Genomic DNA, 17,400 nt, shown 5'->3' on the forward strand with positions numbered 1-17,400 from the left:
GCCTTCACTTATCCAGATCACAGACGTCATCCACCTTGTCGCCAAGTGATTCGCGCAGCCAGGCGGTATGAAACGCCATGTCCTTGTCCTGGATATGCACCCAGAACCGCAGCCAGACCCGTTTGCCATCGGCATCGTCAAAGCACACCACGATATGAGAGATGGCGCTAAAGGCGGTCATCTTGTAGGGGGCGACACCGAGGATGTTGCTGTAGGGCACACTGCCCGCCGTCGGCGCCCGGGCAGGTCGCTGCTGGGTGAAGGTGAAGCGCTGTTGCGGCGCATCGAAACAGAAGCCCAACCCTTCGGGCTCACCGTTCAGCCAGTACAGCATCCAGCCGGCCAGCATGACAGCCAGCGGTACCACCATGCAGGTCACAGCCGAATCGATCAGGTCGATATGCGCGGTCACCAGGCCTTGTCCGGGATAGAGCAAGTGAATGGAGATCACCACGGCCACGTACAGCGGAAAGGCCAGTAACAACGCCACGATGTACAGCATGGTGCCGAGCGAGCTCAATCTGACCGTGTCGTCGCGGTCCTCCCAGATCGGCGGATGCCGCAGCGCTGAGGCTGTCGTGTCGGTCATGGCGGGTGGCTCGACCAGACTCGACGGAGGTGTGCTGTTCATGCGTCAGGCTCTTGGAAAGACCTGTCACTCATAGCGCCATTGTTTGAACCCGTCCATTGAAAGCGGCGCCGATGGCGCTTTTGTATTACGTGCTGTTGCCGAATGCACCCTGAATGCGAGCGGTTGTCGTGCCCTTGAGCAGGATCCTGTTCAAGGGCGGGTCATGGCTACAAGCCACGCTCTGCAAGGTCCTGCACGGTTGTTACAGGTGTCGCCAGACTGCTGGAATGTAACCTTGATCGACGATATTCAAGCCATCGCAAGGCATCTATGCCGCATGAAATCTTCCCGGGTCTGCGAACTTTGCGGGACGAATGGTAATCAGTTTCTGGTGGGCGAAGGCCCATCCCTTGAATGTCGGTGCAGGAGGAGTGGCGTGGCGGCTCAGTTGAAGACCTTGATTCTGCTGTTGGTGTTGTCGTTTGCCGGCAGTCTGCCGTTACAGGCGGCCGAGGTGCCGTCCCTGCCGATGGGCGCTGCGGCCGACCAGCCTGACGACAAGGCCGCCTCGGGGCCTGCCGAGAAAGACGCGGCGCAGGAAAAAAGAGAAGCTGCACAGGAAAAGAAAGAGGCAGCGCAAGAAAAGAAAGAAGCCGCTCAGGAACGGCAGGAGCAACAGGAAAAAAAGGCGGCAGCGGAAAAACCCGCCGAGGGGGAGCCGGCGCAACCGGAAATCCTGCTTCAGGGTGGCTTGCTCGGGGCCCTGAGCAGCAGCATCGAGGATGTGCAGCAGGCCCTGAACCTCGATGAAAACCTCTACGATACCTGGCGTGTCAGGGCCGACCGTGCCGCCAACGAACTGGGACGCCTGGTCAAGAAGCCGTCCGAGCGCAGCGCCTGGGAAATGGTCGGTGATTTCCTGCTGCTGTCGCTGGTGTGGATGGGCGCCTTTGCGATTCTGTTCGTGGTAGGACGCTTTCTGGCCCGTCGTCTCAATCGACGCGCATTCATGAGCACGCGCGTGCGCATCCAGGCGCTGTTGCGTTACATCCTGCCGTTTACGTTGCCGGCGGTCATCTGCCTGCCGCTGACCCTGTACATCAGCCAGATGCTGCCGTCCTCGGTCGGGCGGGCGCTGGCGCTGTGCTTTGCCTACGCCACCAGCAGCGGTATCTTTTCCACCTCCGTGCTGTTGTGCGTGATCGTGATGTTCAATGGCGGTCACAAGCGCACGGCGGTGCACATCATCCGCCAGTACAGCCCGCGACCATTGTTCATCATCGGTTTTCTGGCCGCGCTGAGCGATGCCCTGACCAGTCCGCAGATTGCCCGGCAGTTCGGCAGTAACGTCACCACCAGCGTGGCGGTGTTCACCGGCCTGGTTGCCTCGGCCGTGTTCTGCCTGCTGGTAATCCGCATGCGCCGTCCGGTCGCGCACCTGATCCGCAACCGCTCGTTGACCAGCCGTATCCAGCAACCAGCCCTGCAGCAATCGCTCAAGGTCTTTTCCAGCCTGTGGCACTTGCCGATCCTGCTGATGATCCTGGTGTCGGCCATCAACCTGATTGGCGCGGGCGAAGACAGCCAGGAAACCCTGCGGTGTGCGCTGTTCACCACGCTGCTGCTGATTGCCACAGTGTTTCTCAGTACCGTCTTCCAGCATTTCTTCAGGGCGCCCGCCGACACGGGTGGGCGCAACACCCATGCCTACAAGGCCCGTCTGCTCAGCCTGCTGCATGCCTGCCTGCGCATCGGCCTGGCAATCACCTTCATTGAAATCCTTGGCCGGATCTGGGGGTTCTCGCTGTTCGAATTCGCCCAGCGCAACACACTGGGCCGGGCGATCAGCGACTCGCTGAGCAGCATCGGCCTGATCTTTCTGGTGACCTGGCTGCTCTGGGTGGTGCTCGACACCGCCATCCAGGAAGCGCTCAAGCCGCCGGTCAACCAGCGCTCGGGCCGCCAGCCCAGCACCCGCACCAAGACCATCCTGCCGCTGCTGCGCAACGCGATCAAAATCATCCTGGTGGTGATCTGCGCCATCACCACCATGGCCAACCTGGGCATCAACGTGGCGCCGCTGCTGGCCGGTGCCGGTGTCGTGGGCCTGGCGATCGGTTTCGGTTCCCAGCAACTGGTGCAAGACGTGATCACCGGCCTGTTCATCATCATCGAGGACACCTTTTCGATTGGCGATTGGGTGGTGCTCAGCACCGGCCACTCCGGCACCGTCGAAAGCCTGACGATCCGTACCGTGCGCCTGCGCGACGGCAAGGGTTTTGTACATTCGGTGCCGTTCGGGCAGATCAAGGCGGTGACCAACCAGTCAAGGCAGTTCGCCTATGCGTTCTTCTCGGTGCAGTTCACCTACGACACCGACATCGACGAAGCGCTGGCGCTGATCCGCGAAACCGGTCACTCGATCAGCGAAGACATTCTGCTCAAGCACAACCTGCAAGGCCCGCTGGAAGTGTTCGGCGTGGACCGCATGGACCTCAATGGCGTCGTGCTCACCGCGCAGTTCCGCACTTCGTCCGGTGGCCAGTACAGCGTCGGCCGGGCCTTCAACGAGCGCCTCAAGAAGCGGGTCGACCAGCATCCGAAGGTCAGCTTCGCGCAAACCTATCCACAGGTGGTCATGAGTCCTGGGGCGGCCCATGCCAGCCCGACGCCGCCTGCACTGGAAGGTCCGCCGGCGCCAGCCGCCACTTGACCTGCACGCCTGTGCCCGGCTTGTCGGGCGCAGGCACCTTGCAACTGTTGGGCCTGGCCGGGCAACGTGATATGTTTGCAGACGTTTCTATTCCAATGACCTGATGAATTCGATACCGAGCCTGCTGACTTTATGCGAATGCGCCTTATGCTGTTGGGCGGCGGGAATGCCCTCGGGCAGGCGCTGATACGTCTGGGTGCCGAGGAAGACATTGGCTTCCTTGCACCGCGTCCGCCGCAAGAGGGCTGGGACGCTGCCAGCCTCACGCAACTGCTCGACGACACCCGCCCCGATGCCTTGATCAACCTGGCCTATTACTTCGACTGGTTCCAGGCCGGGACCGTGAGCGAAACACGCCTGAACGCCCAGGAACGCTCGGTCGAGCGCCTGGCCGAACTGTGCCAGCACCACAACATCATGCTGCTGCAGCCGTCCAGCTACCGGGTCTTTGACGGCTCGCGGGCCACGGCCTACAGCGAAAAGGACGAACCGGTGCCGCTGGGCCTGCGTGGCCAGGCGTTGTGGCGCATCGAACAGAGCGTGCGTGCGGCCTGCCCGCAGCATGTGCTGGTGCGCTTCGGCTGGCTGCTCGACGACAGCAGCGACGGGGTGCTGGGGCGTTTCCTCAAGCGCGCCGAAACGCCGCAGGAACTGTTGCTGGCCGATGACCGGCGCGGTAACCCGACACCGGTCGACGATGCCGCGCGGGTGCTGCTCTCGGTGCTCAAGCAACTGGACTGTGAAGCGCCACTGTGGGGTACTTATCACTATGCCGGTCACGAGGCCACCACGCCGCTGGCGCTGGGCCAGGCCGTACTGACCGAAGCGCGACTGCTGCACGCGCTGGCCATCGAGTCGCCGACCCCGCAGGCCCATGCCGCGCAAGCCGACGCCAACGAAGAGCCCCAGCACGCCGTGCTGGCCTGCAAGAAAATCCTTCACACCTTTGGCATCAAGCCCCGTGCCTGGCGCGCCGGGTTGCCTGTTCTGCTCGACCGGTATTATCGACATGTCTGATGCACCCATTCTCATCACAGGCGGTGCCGGCTTCATCGGCTCGCACCTGGCCGATGCGTTGCTGGACAAGGGGCATGCGGTGCGCATTGTCGACGACCTGTCCACCGGCAAGCGCAGTAACCTGGCGCTGGACAATCCGCGCCTGGAACTGATCGAAGGCAATGTGGCCGATGCCGCCTTGCTGGCGCGTGTCGCCCAAGGCTGTCAGGCCGTGGTGCACCTTGCCGCAGTGGCCTCGGTGCAGGCGTCGGTGGACGATCCGGTGTCCACTCACCAGAGCAACTTCGTCGGCACCCTGAATGTCTGCGAGGCCATGCGCCAAGCTGGCATCAAGCGCGTGCTGTTCGCGTCCAGTGCGGCGGTGTATGGCAACAACGGCGAAGGTGAACCGATCAGCGAAGACACGACCAAGGCACCGCTGACCCCGTATGCCGTCGACAAGCTGGCCAGTGAGCAGTACCTGGACTTTTATCGGCGCGAGCACGGCCTGGAGCCGGTGGTGTTCCGGTTCTTCAATATCTTCGGCCCGCGCCAGGACCCGTCCTCGCCGTATTCCGGCGTCATCAGCATCTTTGCGCAATACGCCAGCCAAGGGCTGCCGATCACGGTGTTTGGCGATGGCGAGCAGACCCGCGACTTTTTCTACATCGCCGATCTGGTCAAGCTGCTGCTCCAGGCCCTGGAGCAACCGGCCCCACAACAAGGCGCGATCAATGTCGGCCTGAACCGCACCACTTCGCTCAACCAGTTGCTGGCCGCGCTTGAAGGCGTAGTCGGCAAGCTGCCGCCAGTGTCCTACCAGGCGCCACGCCAGGGCGATATTCGCCACTCCCGAGCCAATAACCAGCGCCTGCTGGAGCGCTTCGCAGTGGACACGCCGACGCCTCTGGGCGAAGGCCTGGCCAGACTGCTGGGTCGTTGAGTGCAGGGCTTGAATACTGCAATTTCTTTATGGGCGTAATCCGCAAGAAAGCAGTGTTGTGCTCTTTTTGAGAATTTTATGTAGGACTTTTCTTTAAAGCTGATAGCGGCTTGAAAGTGCATTTAAATACTCTGATATTTCCGCCCCTTATCAAAAGGGATACGCTCATGTCAGATAAATATATACGCGGCTATCATGGCGATGTGGTGCTTGCCGCATTGCCGTGTGAACATGAAGTTGCATGTTTTACCGAGCATTACACGGCCTATCTGGAAACGGCCAGGGAAGATGAACAGTCCAGCAAGAACCTGGGCACCCTTCTGCAAATCATTGGCGTTCTGCTGGCGTTGGTGGGGCTTGTAGGTCTTGGCGGACCCTCGACGATTCAGGTCGGGCCAGGCGGTCTGACCTTCATTCAACTGATCCAGCTCTTCCCTGGCCCGCTCATGACCCTGGGGTTCTTCCTGATCACCATTGGCGCCTGGATCGGCCAGAAAGGGGCCGATCCTGCCCTGGGTGCCGAGGAGTACCTGCTAAAGGCCTGGCGCATCAAAATGTCCTGTGGCCATTATTGTGAGGAGCCCTTGGTGGTCACTGCAACAGCGCCCGATACGTTTGGTTTTGCGCTTGCCAGTGAGACGGCCGGTGACACCGCATCGGCTTGAGTGCGGGCTGAAACCAGATGCCCCGCACGACCCAAAAGCGTGTGCAGGGCATTTGCAACGGCCTGTCGGGCGCTTCTAAAAACGCGGCAATGACACGCAGGTAGTTTTTAGAAGTGCCCTGTATTGACTCAGAACTTGTAACCCACGCCTACCATGTACACCCACGGGTCGATATCCACATCGACCTTGGTCTTGCCGATGCTCAGCGCCGAAGGCCCGTCAACCGTGGCCTTGGTGTCGATGTCCACGTACCAGACCGAGGCGTTGAGCAAAAAGTTATCGGTCAGCAGGTAATCCACGCCGATCTGCCCGGCCAGGCCCACCGAGTCCTTGAGCTTGAGGTTGCTGAAGCCCTGGTCCTTGCGGTTGCCGGTCAGGTCGGTGTCGAAGAATTTCGTGTAGTTGATGCCCACGCCGACATACGGCTGCAAGGCCGAGGAGGGCGCCATCGGGTAATACTGCAACGACAGGGTCGGTGGCAATTGCTTGATGTCCGCCAGCTTGCCATCCAGGCCGGCACCCAGGCCGCTGACCGAAACAGTGTGGCTGAACGGCGTGGCGGCCAGCAGCTCAAGGCCCACATGGTCGGTCAGCATGTAGGCGAAGGTCAGGCCCAACTGGTTTTCACCGTCAAGCGAGGCCTTGGTGCCCGAAACCTTGCTGCCATCCAGGCTCAGTTCGCTGCTGTCTTCATGCGGATCAACGTGAGCGACGCCGGCGCGGACGATGAAATCACCCGGTTGGTAGGCCTGTGCGGCGGCAGGGATGGCGAGGGCGAGTGCGCACAGCGAGGCGCGCAGCAAGGAGGTGTTCATTGAGGCTCCATAGCGTTTAAAAAGTCTGGTGTCATGGTAAGCACGCGTCTGGGACGCGGCTTTGACGCAGCTCAATGAAATCGTAATGAAGCCTGCAACCGGTCAGGAATCCGACAACTCATAAACAAAGATCTTGTCGGCGACCATCTGGTAACCGGCTTCGGCCAGCTCGCTGGTCGAGTGCCTGGCCTGCATCGGCCCCTCGATCCAGTACGGCTGGTACAGCTCTTCGACCTTGACCCCCAACTCGCTGGTGACATGCACGATCTGGTTGGCCGGCGGTGGCGGAACATGGATGCAGGCGCCGAAGTATGGCACCAGGAGGAACTCGGTCACCCGGCCTTCCTCGCTGACCTCCAGCGGCACGATGTATCCCGGCAGGCGCACCTGCTTGCCGTCCAGCGCCTTGACCACCGGCGCATCGGGCGCCACCTGGCTGGCGGCGGGCGCGGCCTCCATGGCCAGGGCATCGGACAGCTTGGACATGTCATGCAGCGGCTGGGTCACCGGCGCCACCACCGGTGCATCCGGCGGAATCATTTCGGCCCAGGTCAGCACGCGCGGCTCGGCGGCCCAGGACGACAAGGGCAGGCACAGCAGCAGGGCAGGCAGCAGGGAAAGCAGGCGCCGCATGGTCAACGTCCTCATAAGCGAATCGACAGCCCATCGGCCAGGGACTGCCGATAGGCACGCCAGGCAGGGATCACCCCCATCACCAGCGCAGCGCCAAGAATGCCAGCAAGCAGCGTCCATTCATATTGGCTCGGCCAGGAAAGCGGCAGGTACAGGCCGTATTCCGACTGTACGTAGCCTTGCGCCAGGGCGATGCCCAGGTACAGCAGCGCCACCCCGGCCAGTACGCCGATCAGGGCCAGGGCGAAAGCCTCCAGGATCAACAGGCTGGCGACATGCCAGGGGCGGGCCCCCACCGAACGTAGAATGGCCATTTCCCGGCGTCGTTCATTCAGGCTGGTGAGGATCGCGGTCAACATACCGATCAGGCCGGTCAGCACCACGAACAGCGAGATCACGAACAACGCTTTCTCGGCAGTACCCATCAGGCTCCACAGCTCCTGCAGTGCCACCCCCGGCAGAATCGCCAGCAGCGGCTCGCCCCGGTACTCGTTGATCTCGCGCTGCAGGGCAAAGGTCGAGATCTTGCTGTTCAGGCCCAGCATGACGGCAGTGATGGCCGTGGGTGTCAGGTCCATGTTGCGGGCCTGATCGGCAGAGACGCGCTCGTTGCCACGGGCGGGTGCCCCGTTGTGCCAGTCGATGTGGATCGCCTCCATGCCGCCCAGGCTGATGTGCAGCGTGCGGTCCACCGGGGTGCCGGTGCGCTTGAAGATACCCACCACCGTGAACGGCTTGTCGTCATGCTTGACCAGGCTGATCGCCGCCACGCCATGGGCCAGCACCAGCTTGTCACCGAGCTTGTAATGCAGTGCCTCGGCCACTTCGGCACCGAGCACGACCTCGAACGGGTCGCTCTGGAACGGTCGGCCCTGGGCCAGTTCCAGCGGCTGCTGGCGCCCATAACGGTAGTGCTCGAAGTAGCTCTCGTTGGTGCCCATCACCCGGTAGCCACGATGCGAATCCCCCAGTGAAATGGGAATGGCCCACTTCACCTGGCGATGCTGGGCGAAGTGCTCGAAGCTCTCCCAGCGAATATTGTTGGTGGCATTGCCGATGCGAAACACCGAATACAGCAGCAGATTGACCGAGCCTGAGCGTGCGCCGACGATCAGGTCGGTGCCGCTGACCGTGCTGGCGAAACTGGTGCGCGCCTCGGTGCGCACCCGCTCCACCGCCAACAGCAGGCACACCGACAAGGCGATGGCAAAGGCGGTCAGGAACGCGGTGAAGCGGCGGTTGGCCAGGCTGGCAAGCGCCAGACGAAACAGATACATCTCAATTCTCCACGACGACGGTGGCGCGATTGAGCTCGGCCAGCGACAGGTTGCGGTCGAACAACGGCGCCAGGCTCTGGTCATGGCTGACGAACAGCAGGCTCGCCCCGGCGTCGCGGCATTCGCTGAACAGCAAGTGCAGGAACGCTTCGCGTGCATCAGCGTCCAGTGCCGAGGTCGGCTCGTCGGCAATCACCAGTTCCGGCTGGCCGATCAGGGCCCGGGCGGCCGCGACCCGCTGCTGCTGGCCGATGGACAGCGAATCGGCGCGACGCGCCAGCAGGGCCGGATCTTTCAGGCCCAGGTGATCAAGCAGGGCGACGGCGGCGTTGTCCACCGAGCCATGGCGATCCCGGGCACGCGCGGCACGGACCCTGGAAAAATGACACGGCAGCTCGACGTTCTCACGCACCGACAGGAAGGGCAGCAGGTTGAACTGCTGGAAGATATAGCCGGTGTGATCGACGCGGAAGCGATCCCGGGCGCTGGCCGACAAGCCTTTCAATTCCTGGCCCAGCAGGCGGATGCTGCCGCTGCCAGCGGTCTGCACGCCGCCCAGCAGGCCCAACAGGGTGGTCTTGCCACTGCCGCTGGGGCCTTTGAGAAACAGTGTTTCACCCGCCTCCAGGCGAAAGGCCGGAATCTCCAGCAGGGGTGGCTGGCCCGGCCAGTTGAAGCTCAGGTCCGACAGCTCGATCAATGCTTGGCTCATGGCCCGACTCGTACTCGGATGAAGATAAAACGAAACGACCGGGCAGGCCCGGTCGCAGGACCCATCAACCGCGTCAGAACTTGACGCTCGGGTTGGCGGCAATTACTTCGGCGCCGGACTGGCCGCCCGGCGAAATCAGCTGTACTTGCAGTTTCTTGGTGGCCGGGAAGGTCTTGAACACCTGGCTCAGGTCGAGCTTTTTCAGAATGGCCGGCGCATCGCAGGTAAAAATGTATTTGCCGTGGATCTCGCTGTGTTCGTGCTCGTGTGCAGGCTCGCCGGCCTTGGCGGGTTCGTCATGGTCATGATCATCGTCCTTGTCGCCGAACAGCGGGCTTTCCAGCTTGACCGACTGTGCCGAGCATTGAGCCGCCTCGGCAATGCTGAACAGGGCATTGGGCTTGAGCAACAGCTCACGGGCCTTGGCCACGGCGGCCTTGTCTGCGTCGCTGGCCGGGGCGTGTTCGAAGCCGACGATGTTCATGGCCGGGCTGTCGAATTGCAATTCCAGGGTCTTGCCTTCCAGCACCACGTCCAGGCGCCCGATGCCGTGCTCATGCGCACCCAGGCTGCCGTGCTCGTGATCATGGTCGTGATCGTGCTCAGGCGCGGCCTGAGCAAAGGTCAGGGGCAGCAGGGCAAACGGCAGGGCGAGCAACAGACGGCGCATAAGGGACTCCGGGTGGGGCGACTTGGATGTAATGTGATCTTATAACAATAGTTTGGCGGGGTGCCGGCTTTTTTCTGAACGCTTGCCAAACGCCAGCCATCAGCACGCCTGGGAAAGATGTGGGAGCATAGGCGTCTGATTGTCAAAGGGGCAGGGTATGGTACGGATTCGTGGAAGCATTGGTCAGTGGCCGGTTGATCTGACCCTTGAACTGGATGACAGCGACTGGGCGCAGTTGGCTGCGCAGCTGGGGGGCGGACTCAAGGCGAGCACGCCCGCAGCACCTGAAGCGCCGCGCAGCCCGGCGACCCAGGATGATCGACTCTGGCAGGACGCGCAGCAACGGCTGCAACACGCTGGCGCTCTGAACGGCCCCGACCTGCTGGCGCAACTGGAAGCCTTGACCGGCAGCGCGGTCGCCGGCAAGCGTCTGTTGGTGCGCCTGCGTCACAGCGCTCATGTCAAGGTCGAAAGCGGCGCAGATGCGCCGCTGTACCGCTGGGTCGGTGATTGTCCGTAATCAATACAACGCGGCAAACAGCTTACGCCGGTAGGTGGTGACCAGCGGGTGGTCGTTGCCCAGCAGCTCGAACACCTGCAACAGCGTCTTGTGCGGCAGGCCTTCGCTGTAGCTGCGGTTACGCATGAACAGCTTGAGCAGGCCCTCCAGTGCCGCTTCGTACTGTTGGCGGGACAGTTGCTGGATCGCCAGTTGATAGGCGGCTTCATCATCCTGCGGGTTCTGCGCCAGGCGGCTCTTGAGCTCGGCGCTTTCGGGCAGTTGCCTGGCTTGGGCGAGAAAGGTCAACTGAGCCTTGGCGCCGGCCAGTTCGGCCTTGTGAGCGTCTTCGCTCTTGACGGCGTCGAGCACGGTGCGCGCTTCGTCCAGTTCGCCGCGTTCAGCCAGGCAACGTGCATACAGGATCAAAGCCAGCGCATGGGTATTGTCTTCAGCCAGCAGCGCCTTGAGCTGCGCCTCGGCCTCGGCGAAGCGGCTTTCGGCAAACAGGGCCTGGGCCTGCTTGAACGGGTCGGCGCTGACCGGCGCCGGCAGGGCCACGTGCGGCTCCAGCAACTTGCGGATTTCCGACTCCGGCTGCGCACCGGCAAAACCGTCCACCGGCTGGCCATCCTTGAACAGCACCACGGTCGGCAGGCTGCGGATGCCGAAGCGGCCGACAATATCCTGCTCGGTGTCGCAGTTGACCTTGGCCAGAATCAGATTGCCCTGGTAGCTCTCGGCGATCTGCGCCAGCAACGGCATCAGCACCTTGCACGGCGCACACCACTCGGCCCAGAAATCGACCAGCACCGGTTGCTCGAAAGACTTCTCGATCACCTGCTGATCGAAGGTGGCGACGGTGACGTCGTAGATGTAGGAAGTGTCCTGGTTCATTGCGCGCCTCGCGAAATCGTAATGCCGCCAACTATAAAGGTCACAAGGCCTTGCCGGAAGCGGCACGCCGCCCTGGCGGGCAAAGCCGGCCGGGCGGCGATCTGTGTTCCCGGCTGAAGCCGATCAGTCAGGGCTGCAGATCAAGCATTCAGCGCCGGCCTGAATGCTTGCAAAAACTGGCTTGGCTGATTGATATCAGGCTCTTGTAGTACGACGCGCGTGATACAGGCTCACCTGCCGAAACTCGTGTGGCTCGGCCAGGTCCGGCAAGGTCAGGGCCTGCAGGCTGGCCAGCCGTTGATAGGCCGGATGCTGAAAGTCGCGCACCCGCGAGTCGGCCACCAGTGCTTCGCGGCCACGGCTCAAGAACTGATCGAGCAGTGGCAGGTTGGCGCGGTCGTACAGCACGTCCGCCACCAGGATCAGGTCGAAGCGATTGGCCTCGGCAAAAAAGTCCGCCGAATAGCCCAGTTCCACACCGTTAAGCGCGGCATTGGCGCGGCAGGCCGCCAGCGCCAGCGGATCCAGGTCGCAGGCGACCACTTCCAGAGCCCCGGCCCTGGCCGCTGCAATCGCCGCCACCCCGGAGCCCGCGCCAAAATCCAGCACCCGCTTGCCGGCTACCCATTCGGGATGTGCCGCCAGAAAGCGCGCCAGGGCCAGGCCGCTGGCCCAGCAGAAGCTCCAGTAGGGCGGCTCGTCGAGGATGCGCCGGGTTTCTTCAGGGCTGAACGCACGGTTCATGTTATCGGCATCAATCAGCCACAGGCGCAGGTCGGTGCCCGGCAACGGTGTGGCCACCAGTTGCGCGTCGCCGAGCAACGCACTCAGCGCCGCCTGCAGCGGCTTCACGGCGCCTTGACGAACTGCAACGGCCCCAACGCCTGGGTGGCCGGCTGGTCGATGCGCAGCGACGGCAGATGCAGGATCAACTGCCCCGACTGGCTGGCGCGCCCGCGCAGTTCGACGCGGGCGCCGGCCGGAAAGGCCTCGGGGTTGAAGCGTAACTGGAAGGGCAGGGACTGGCCGTTGCCCTTGAGCTGGGTGTTGGTCAGCAGTTTTTGCGGACGGCCACGCTCGTCGATGACCAGCATGGCCAGCTCGACCTCGGCACCCGCCGGTACGCCGAGCAGTTGGCCGCTGAGCTCACGCTGGTAGGCCTGCAAGGGGCCTGGGCCTTCCGGGGTCTTTATAACCGGCACGGTTGCCGGGCGTGCCGCCGTTTGTTGTGGGGCATCGTTGCTGCTGCAGGCCGCCAGCAGGACGGCAAAACCGAGCAGCAAAATACGTGTGGGGGTCATGAAGGCTCCGGCGAAACGATAAGGGAACGGGCAACCGCTCTGGCAGGCAGTGGGATCAATAGCGGCAGTTTCATATTGCCGTGCCTGCGTGTCCATCCCTTGATGCATCTGTCGATGGCTTGTCTTGCCAGCGGGATGCGCTACCATGTCGCTCCTCTTTATCCAGTGGCTTGCCACCATGCATTGTCCGTTCTGCGCCGCCAATGACACCAAGGTCATCGATTCGCGCCTGGTTGCCGAAGGCGAGCAGGTCCGCCGCCGCCGCGAATGCCTGGCCTGCGGCGAGCGTTTCACCACCTTCGAGACCGCCGAACTGGTCCTGCCCCGCCTGATCAAGCAGGACGGCCGGCGCCAGCCCTTCGACGAAGACAAACTGCGCGCCGGCATGCAGCGTGCCTTGGAAAAGCGCCCGGTGAGCGTCGAGCGCCTGGAAGCGGCGCTGGCGCACATCAAGCACAAGCTGCGCGCGACCGGTGAGCGCGAGGTCAAGTCGCTGGTGGTCGGTGAGCTGGTCATGGCCGAGCTGCAAAAGCTCGATGAGGTCGCCTACATTCGTTTCGCCTCGGTGTACCGGCGCTTCCAGGACCTCAACGAATTTCGCGAAGAAATCGAGCGGCTGGCTCGTGAGCCGAGCAAGGAATGACCCCCGAACAGGCCGTTCTCGACGCCCATTACATGGCGCGCGCGCTGGAGCTGGCGCGCCGAGGGCTGTATTCGACTCATCCCAACCCGCGGGTCGGCTGCGTCATCGTTCGCGATGGCCAGGTGGTCGGCGAGGGCTGGCACGTGCGTGCCGGCGAGCCGCATGCCGAAGTGCATGCCTTGCGTGGAGCCGGCGAACGGGCCCGTGGTGCCACCGCCTATGTGACGCTTGAACCGTGCAGCCACCATGGCCGTACCCCGCCGTGCGCCGATGCACTGGTCAATGCCGCCGTCGGCCGTGTGGTCGCGGCGATGCAGGACCCCAATCCGCAAGTGGCCGGCCGTGGCCTGCAACGGCTGCAAGGTGCAGGCATCGCCGTGCACAGCGGTGTGCTGGAAAACGAAGCGCGGACGCTCAACCTGGGTTTCATCAAACGCATGGAAACCGGTCTGCCGTACGTGCGGGTCAAACTGGCGATGAGCCTGGACGGGCGTACTGCCATGGCCAGCGGCGAAAGCCAGTGGATCACCGGCCCCGACGCGCGCGCCGCCGTGCAGCGCCTGCGCGCGCAGTCGAGCGTGGTGCTGACCGGCGCCGACACGGTATTGATCGATAATGCCCGCCTGACCGTGCGTCCCGATGAACTGGGCCTGGGGCCCGACGTCACGGCCCTGGCTGTGGCCCGTCCGCCCCTGCGAGTGTTGATCGATGGCCGCCTGCGCGTGCCCCTGACCGCCAGCTTCTTTGCGGCCGGCCCGGCGCTGGTCGCGGCCTGCGCGACCGAAGCGTCCGTACCCGAGTACCGCGAGCAAGGCCATGAATTGTTGAACCTGCCGGGCAGCGGCGGGCATGTCGACCTGCAAGGCCTGCTGGTCGAGCTGGGCGCGCGCGGTGCCAACGAGGTGCTGGTCGAGGCCGGCTCGCGACTGGCCGGTGCCTTTGCCCGCCTCGGGCTGGTCGACGAGTTCCAGATCTTCATCGCCGGCAAGTTCCTCGGCTCCTCGGCCCGGCCCCTGCTCGACCTGCCGCTGGTGCAGATGAGCGAAGCGCTGGAACTGAACATCACTGACATACGCGCCGTCGGCAATGACTGGCGCGTCATCGCTTACCCGGCGCCGAGACGCAGCGTATAATTTCCGGCCTTGCCCGGACGCCCCTCGGCGTGCAGCCCGTTTTGCGGAGGACCTCCATGTTTACCGGCATCATTGAATCCATCGGCAGCATCCGTGCCCTGACCCCCAAGGGCGGTGACGTTCGCGTCTACGTCGAAACCGGCAAGCTCGACCTGGGCGACGTCAAGCTGGGCGACAGCATCGCTGTCAATGGCGTGTGCCTGACCGCCGTCGAGTTGCCCGGCGACGGCTTCTGGGCCGATGTCAGCCGCGAGACCCTGACCGTCACCGCGTTCGTCGATCTCAAGACCGGTAGCCGGGTCAACCTGGAAAAAGCCCTGACGCCAAGTTCGCGCCTGGGCGGGCACCTGGTCAGCGGCCATGTCGACGGCGTGGGCGAAATCGTCTCGCGCGAAGAAAATGCCCGCGCCATCCAGTTCCGTGTACGTGCGCCCAAAGAGCTGGCCAAGTACATTGCCCACAAGGGCTCGATTACCGTCGACGGCACCAGCCTGACGGTCAACGCCGTGCACGGCGCCGAGTTCGAACTGACCATCGTGCCGCACACGCTGACCGAAACCATCATGGCCGACTACCGCCCGGGCCGTAAGGTCAATCTGGAAGTCGACCTGCTGGCCCGCTACCTGGAACGCCTGCTGCTGGGCGACAAGGCCGCAGAGCCTGGCCATGGCGGCATCACTGAAAGCTTTCTGGCCGCCAACGGCTACCTGAAGTCCTGAATTAAGGGGGTGCCGCGTGGCGCTCAACACGATTGAAGAACTGATCGAAGACATTCGTCAGGGCAAGATGGTCATCCTCATGGATGACGAAGACCGCGAGAACGAAGGCGACCTGATCATGGCCGCCGAATGCGTCAAGGCCGAGCACATCAACTTCATGGCCCGCTACGCGCGCGGCCTGATCTGCATGCCCATGACCCGCGAGCGCTGCGAACTGCTCAAGCTGCCGCTGATGGCGCCGCGCAACGGCTCCGGCTTCGGCACCAAGTTCACGGTGTCGATCGAGGCTGCCGAGGGCGTGACCACCGGCATCTCCGCTGCCGACCGTGCCCGCACCGTACAGGCCGCCGCTGCCCGGGACGCCAAGGCCGAAGACATCGTCAGCCCTGGCCATATCTTCCCGCTGATGGCCCAGGCCGGCGGCACCCTGGCGCGTGCCGGGCACACCGAAGCGGCCTGTGACCTGGCGCGCATGGCCGGTTTCGAGCCCAGTGGGGTGATCTGCGAGGTGATGAACGACGACGGCACCATGTCGCGTCGCGCCGAGCTTGAAACCTTCGCGCTGGAACACAACATCAAGATCGGCACCATCGCCGACCTGATCCATTACCGGATGACCCACGAACGTACCGTTCAGCGGATTTCCGAGCAGCCGCTGGACAGCGAGCTGGGTCATTTCAACCTGGTCACCTACCGTGACTCGGTCGAAGGCGACGTCCACCTGGCGCTGACCCTGGGCAAGATCTGCGCCGAAGAAGCGACCCTGGTGCGGGTGCACAACATGGACCCGCTGCGTGACCTGATGCTGGTCAAACAGCCCGGCCGCTGGAGCCTGCGCGCCGCCATGACGGCGGTGGCCGAGGCCGGCAGCGGCGTGGTGTTGCTGCTCGGTCACCCGCTCGATGGCGACGTGCTGCTGGCGCACATTCGTGAAGCCACCGGCCAGCAGACGATCAAAATGCCGAGCACCTACAGCACCGTGGGCGCCGGCTCCCAGATCCTGCGTGACCTGGGCGTGCGCAAGATGCGCCTGATGAGTTCGCCAATGAAGTTCAATGCAATATCCGGTTTCGATCTGGAAGTTGTAGAATACGTCCCTTCTGAATGACAACCGCCGCGCGGACCCGGTAAAAGCTTCGGTTTTTGCAGGGTTTGCGTCGGTCATTGGCCATTTCTGACGTCACCTTTTTCAAAGTCCGCCATCTGGGCGGGCTTGCTCTTTAATACGAGACCCAGCCGAATGACCCTGAAGACCATCGAAGGTACCTTCATCGCCCCGAAAGGCCGCTACGCCTTGGTTGTGGGCCGCTTCAACAGCTTTGTCGTGGAAAGCCTGGTGAGCGGTGCCGTCGATGCGCTGGTTCGCCACGGCGTCAGCGAAAGCGACATCACCATCATCCGTGCCCCGGGTGCCTTCGAAATCCCGCTGGTGGTGCAGAAAGTTGCCCAGCGCGGTGAGTTCGCGGCCATCGTGGCCCTGGGCGCCGTTATCCGTGGCGGTACACCGCATTTCGAATACGTGGCTGGCGAATGCGTCAAGGGCCTGTCCCAGGTCTCGATGGAATTCGGCCTGCCTGTCGCCTTCGGCGTGCTGACCGTCGACACCATCGAACAGGCCATCGAGCGCTCCGGCACCAAGGCCGGCAACAAGGGCGCTGAAGCGGCCCTCTCGGCGCTGGAAATGGTCAGCCTGCTGTCGCAGTTGGAGGCCAAGTGATTTCCGACGACACCGATCAGTTCAACCCGCGCGAACCCAAGTCGCCCGATGCCGCCAAAAGCAAGAGCGCCAAGCGTCGCGAAGCCCGGCAGATGGCAACCCAGGCCCTGTACCAGTGGCAGATGGCGGGTCATTCGCTGAACGAAATCGAAGCGCAATTTCGCGTCGACAACGATTTCAGCAACGTCGACGGTGGCTATTTCCGTGAGCTGTTGCACGGCGTGGCGACCAACAAGACCGAAATCGACGCCGTGCTCAAGCCTTGCCTGGACCTGACCATCGATGAACTCGACCCGGTCGAACTGGCCGTGCTGCGCCTGTCGACCTTCGAGCTGCTCAAGCGCATCGACGTGCCCTATCGCGTGGTGATCAACGAAGGCATCGAACTGGCCAAGGTCTACGGCTCCACCGATGGCCACAAGTTCGTCAACGGTGTGCTGGACAAGCTGGCGCCGAGCCTGCGCGCGGCTGAAGTGCAGGCTTACAAGCGCTGATC

The 17,400-nt window shown here is 63.1% G+C and carries 20 protein-coding genes; 11 read left to right on the forward strand and 9 right to left on the reverse strand.

Annotation, left to right across the window (positions count from 1 at the left end; genetic code table 11):
• Window positions 1–4 precede the first annotated feature (4 nt).
• On the reverse strand, window positions 5–631 hold the full coding sequence (locus DGA31_RS24455; RefSeq protein WP_109514263.1) for a hypothetical protein: 627 nt from the start codon (window positions 629–631) through the stop codon (window positions 5–7).
• Between the two features lie 376 nt (window positions 632–1,007).
• Here DGA31_RS24455 and DGA31_RS24460 point away from each other — a divergent pair, with 376 nt between their 5' ends.
• From DGA31_RS24460 to DGA31_RS24475, 4 genes are all read left to right on the forward strand, one after another.
• Window positions 1,008–3,284 carry a mechanosensitive ion channel domain-containing protein gene (locus DGA31_RS24460; RefSeq protein WP_109514264.1) on the forward strand — a complete coding sequence of 759 codons (2,277 nt, stop codon included), beginning with the start codon at window positions 1,008–1,010 and terminating at the stop codon, window positions 3,282–3,284.
• Between the two features lie 132 nt (window positions 3,285–3,416).
• The gene (locus DGA31_RS24465) at window positions 3,417–4,301 is read left to right on the forward strand and encodes a sugar nucleotide-binding protein (protein WP_056836230.1); all 885 of its coding nucleotides are present in this window, start codon (window positions 3,417–3,419) and stop codon (window positions 4,299–4,301) included.
• Window positions 4,294–5,223: an NAD-dependent epimerase/dehydratase family protein gene (locus DGA31_RS24470; RefSeq protein ID WP_056836228.1), complete on the forward strand. Its 930-nt coding sequence runs from the start codon at window positions 4,294–4,296 to the stop codon at window positions 5,221–5,223. Before DGA31_RS24465 ends, DGA31_RS24470 begins: the two co-directional genes overlap by 8 nt.
• A gap of 167 nt (window positions 5,224–5,390) precedes the next feature.
• Window positions 5,391–5,888, forward strand: a complete 498-nt coding sequence (locus DGA31_RS24475; RefSeq protein ID WP_109514265.1) for a hypothetical protein — start codon at window positions 5,391–5,393, stop codon at window positions 5,886–5,888.
• A gap of 128 nt (window positions 5,889–6,016) precedes the next feature.
• On the opposite strand, the gene DGA31_RS24480 is transcribed toward DGA31_RS24475, so the two are convergent.
• The 5 genes from DGA31_RS24480 to DGA31_RS24500 form a co-directional block, all read right to left on the reverse strand.
• Window positions 6,017–6,703 (reverse strand): OmpW/AlkL family protein, encoded by a 687-nt coding sequence (locus DGA31_RS24480; protein ID WP_109514266.1) that lies wholly within the window; start codon window positions 6,701–6,703, stop codon window positions 6,017–6,019.
• A gap of 102 nt (window positions 6,704–6,805) precedes the next feature.
• Window positions 6,806–7,336 (reverse strand): DUF3299 domain-containing protein, encoded by a 531-nt coding sequence (locus DGA31_RS24485; protein WP_109514267.1) that lies wholly within the window; start codon window positions 7,334–7,336, stop codon window positions 6,806–6,808.
• An 11-nt stretch (window positions 7,337–7,347) separates the two neighbouring features.
• Window positions 7,348–8,613 carry an ABC transporter permease gene (locus DGA31_RS24490; protein ID WP_056836220.1) on the reverse strand — a complete coding sequence of 422 codons (1,266 nt, stop codon included), beginning with the start codon at window positions 8,611–8,613 and terminating at the stop codon, window positions 7,348–7,350.
• Between the two features lies 1 nt (window position 8,614).
• On the reverse strand, window positions 8,615–9,325 hold the full coding sequence (locus DGA31_RS24495) for an ABC transporter ATP-binding protein (protein WP_056836218.1): 711 nt from the start codon (window positions 9,323–9,325) through the stop codon (window positions 8,615–8,617).
• A gap of 73 nt (window positions 9,326–9,398) precedes the next feature.
• A complete protein-coding gene (locus DGA31_RS24500) occupies window positions 9,399–9,995 on the reverse strand; it encodes a DUF2796 domain-containing protein (protein ID WP_056836216.1) in 597 nt (198 codons plus the stop codon).
• 157 nt (window positions 9,996–10,152) lie between these two features.
• On the opposite strand from DGA31_RS24500, the gene DGA31_RS24505 reads away from it, so the two are divergent.
• The gene (locus DGA31_RS24505) at window positions 10,153–10,515 is read left to right on the forward strand and encodes a hypothetical protein (RefSeq protein ID WP_109514268.1); all 363 of its coding nucleotides are present in this window, start codon (window positions 10,153–10,155) and stop codon (window positions 10,513–10,515) included.
• On the opposite strand, the gene trxA is transcribed toward DGA31_RS24505, so the two are convergent.
• From trxA to DGA31_RS24520, 3 genes are all read right to left on the reverse strand, one after another.
• Window positions 10,516–11,391 (reverse strand): thioredoxin, encoded by an 876-nt coding sequence (gene trxA / locus DGA31_RS24510; RefSeq protein ID WP_056836212.1) that lies wholly within the window; start codon window positions 11,389–11,391, stop codon window positions 10,516–10,518. It lies immediately after the preceding gene.
• A gap of 195 nt (window positions 11,392–11,586) precedes the next feature.
• Window positions 11,587–12,243, reverse strand: a complete 657-nt coding sequence (locus DGA31_RS24515) for a class I SAM-dependent methyltransferase (RefSeq protein WP_109514269.1) — start codon at window positions 12,241–12,243, stop codon at window positions 11,587–11,589.
• Window positions 12,240–12,692: a YbaY family lipoprotein gene (locus DGA31_RS24520; RefSeq protein ID WP_056836209.1), complete on the reverse strand. Its 453-nt coding sequence runs from the start codon at window positions 12,690–12,692 to the stop codon at window positions 12,240–12,242. Before DGA31_RS24520 ends, DGA31_RS24515 begins: the two co-directional genes overlap by 4 nt.
• Before the next feature lie 178 nt (window positions 12,693–12,870).
• Between DGA31_RS24520 and nrdR the strand changes: the two genes are divergently transcribed.
• From nrdR to nusB, 6 genes are all read left to right on the forward strand, one after another.
• Window positions 12,871–13,335: a transcriptional regulator NrdR gene (gene nrdR, locus DGA31_RS24525; RefSeq protein ID WP_056836321.1), complete on the forward strand. Its 465-nt coding sequence runs from the start codon at window positions 12,871–12,873 to the stop codon at window positions 13,333–13,335.
• Window positions 13,332–14,468: a bifunctional diaminohydroxyphosphoribosylaminopyrimidine deaminase/5-amino-6-(5-phosphoribosylamino)uracil reductase RibD gene (gene ribD, locus DGA31_RS24530; RefSeq protein ID WP_109514270.1), complete on the forward strand. Its 1,137-nt coding sequence runs from the start codon at window positions 13,332–13,334 to the stop codon at window positions 14,466–14,468. The genes nrdR and ribD overlap by 4 nt, the downstream gene beginning before the upstream one ends.
• 56 nt (window positions 14,469–14,524) lie before the next feature.
• The gene (locus tag DGA31_RS24535) at window positions 14,525–15,187 is read left to right on the forward strand and encodes a riboflavin synthase (RefSeq protein ID WP_056836205.1); all 663 of its coding nucleotides are present in this window, start codon (window positions 14,525–14,527) and stop codon (window positions 15,185–15,187) included.
• Between the two features lie 16 nt (window positions 15,188–15,203).
• Window positions 15,204–16,295 carry a bifunctional 3,4-dihydroxy-2-butanone-4-phosphate synthase/GTP cyclohydrolase II gene (gene ribBA / locus DGA31_RS24540; protein WP_056836203.1) on the forward strand — a complete coding sequence of 364 codons (1,092 nt, stop codon included), beginning with the start codon at window positions 15,204–15,206 and terminating at the stop codon, window positions 16,293–16,295.
• A 132-nt stretch (window positions 16,296–16,427) separates the two neighbouring features.
• Entirely contained in the window at window positions 16,428–16,904 is a 477-nt protein-coding gene (gene ribH, locus DGA31_RS24545; protein ID WP_056836201.1) for a 6,7-dimethyl-8-ribityllumazine synthase, read from the forward strand.
• Window positions 16,901–17,398: a transcription antitermination factor NusB gene (gene nusB / locus DGA31_RS24550; RefSeq protein WP_109514271.1), complete on the forward strand. Its 498-nt coding sequence runs from the start codon at window positions 16,901–16,903 to the stop codon at window positions 17,396–17,398. Before ribH ends, nusB begins: the two co-directional genes overlap by 4 nt.
• Window positions 17,399–17,400: the final 2 nt, after the last annotated feature.

The sequence above is a fragment of the Pseudomonas ovata genome, from assembly GCF_003131185.1.
In the GTDB taxonomy this organism is placed as follows: Bacteria; Pseudomonadota; Gammaproteobacteria; order Pseudomonadales; family Pseudomonadaceae; genus Aquipseudomonas; species Aquipseudomonas ovata.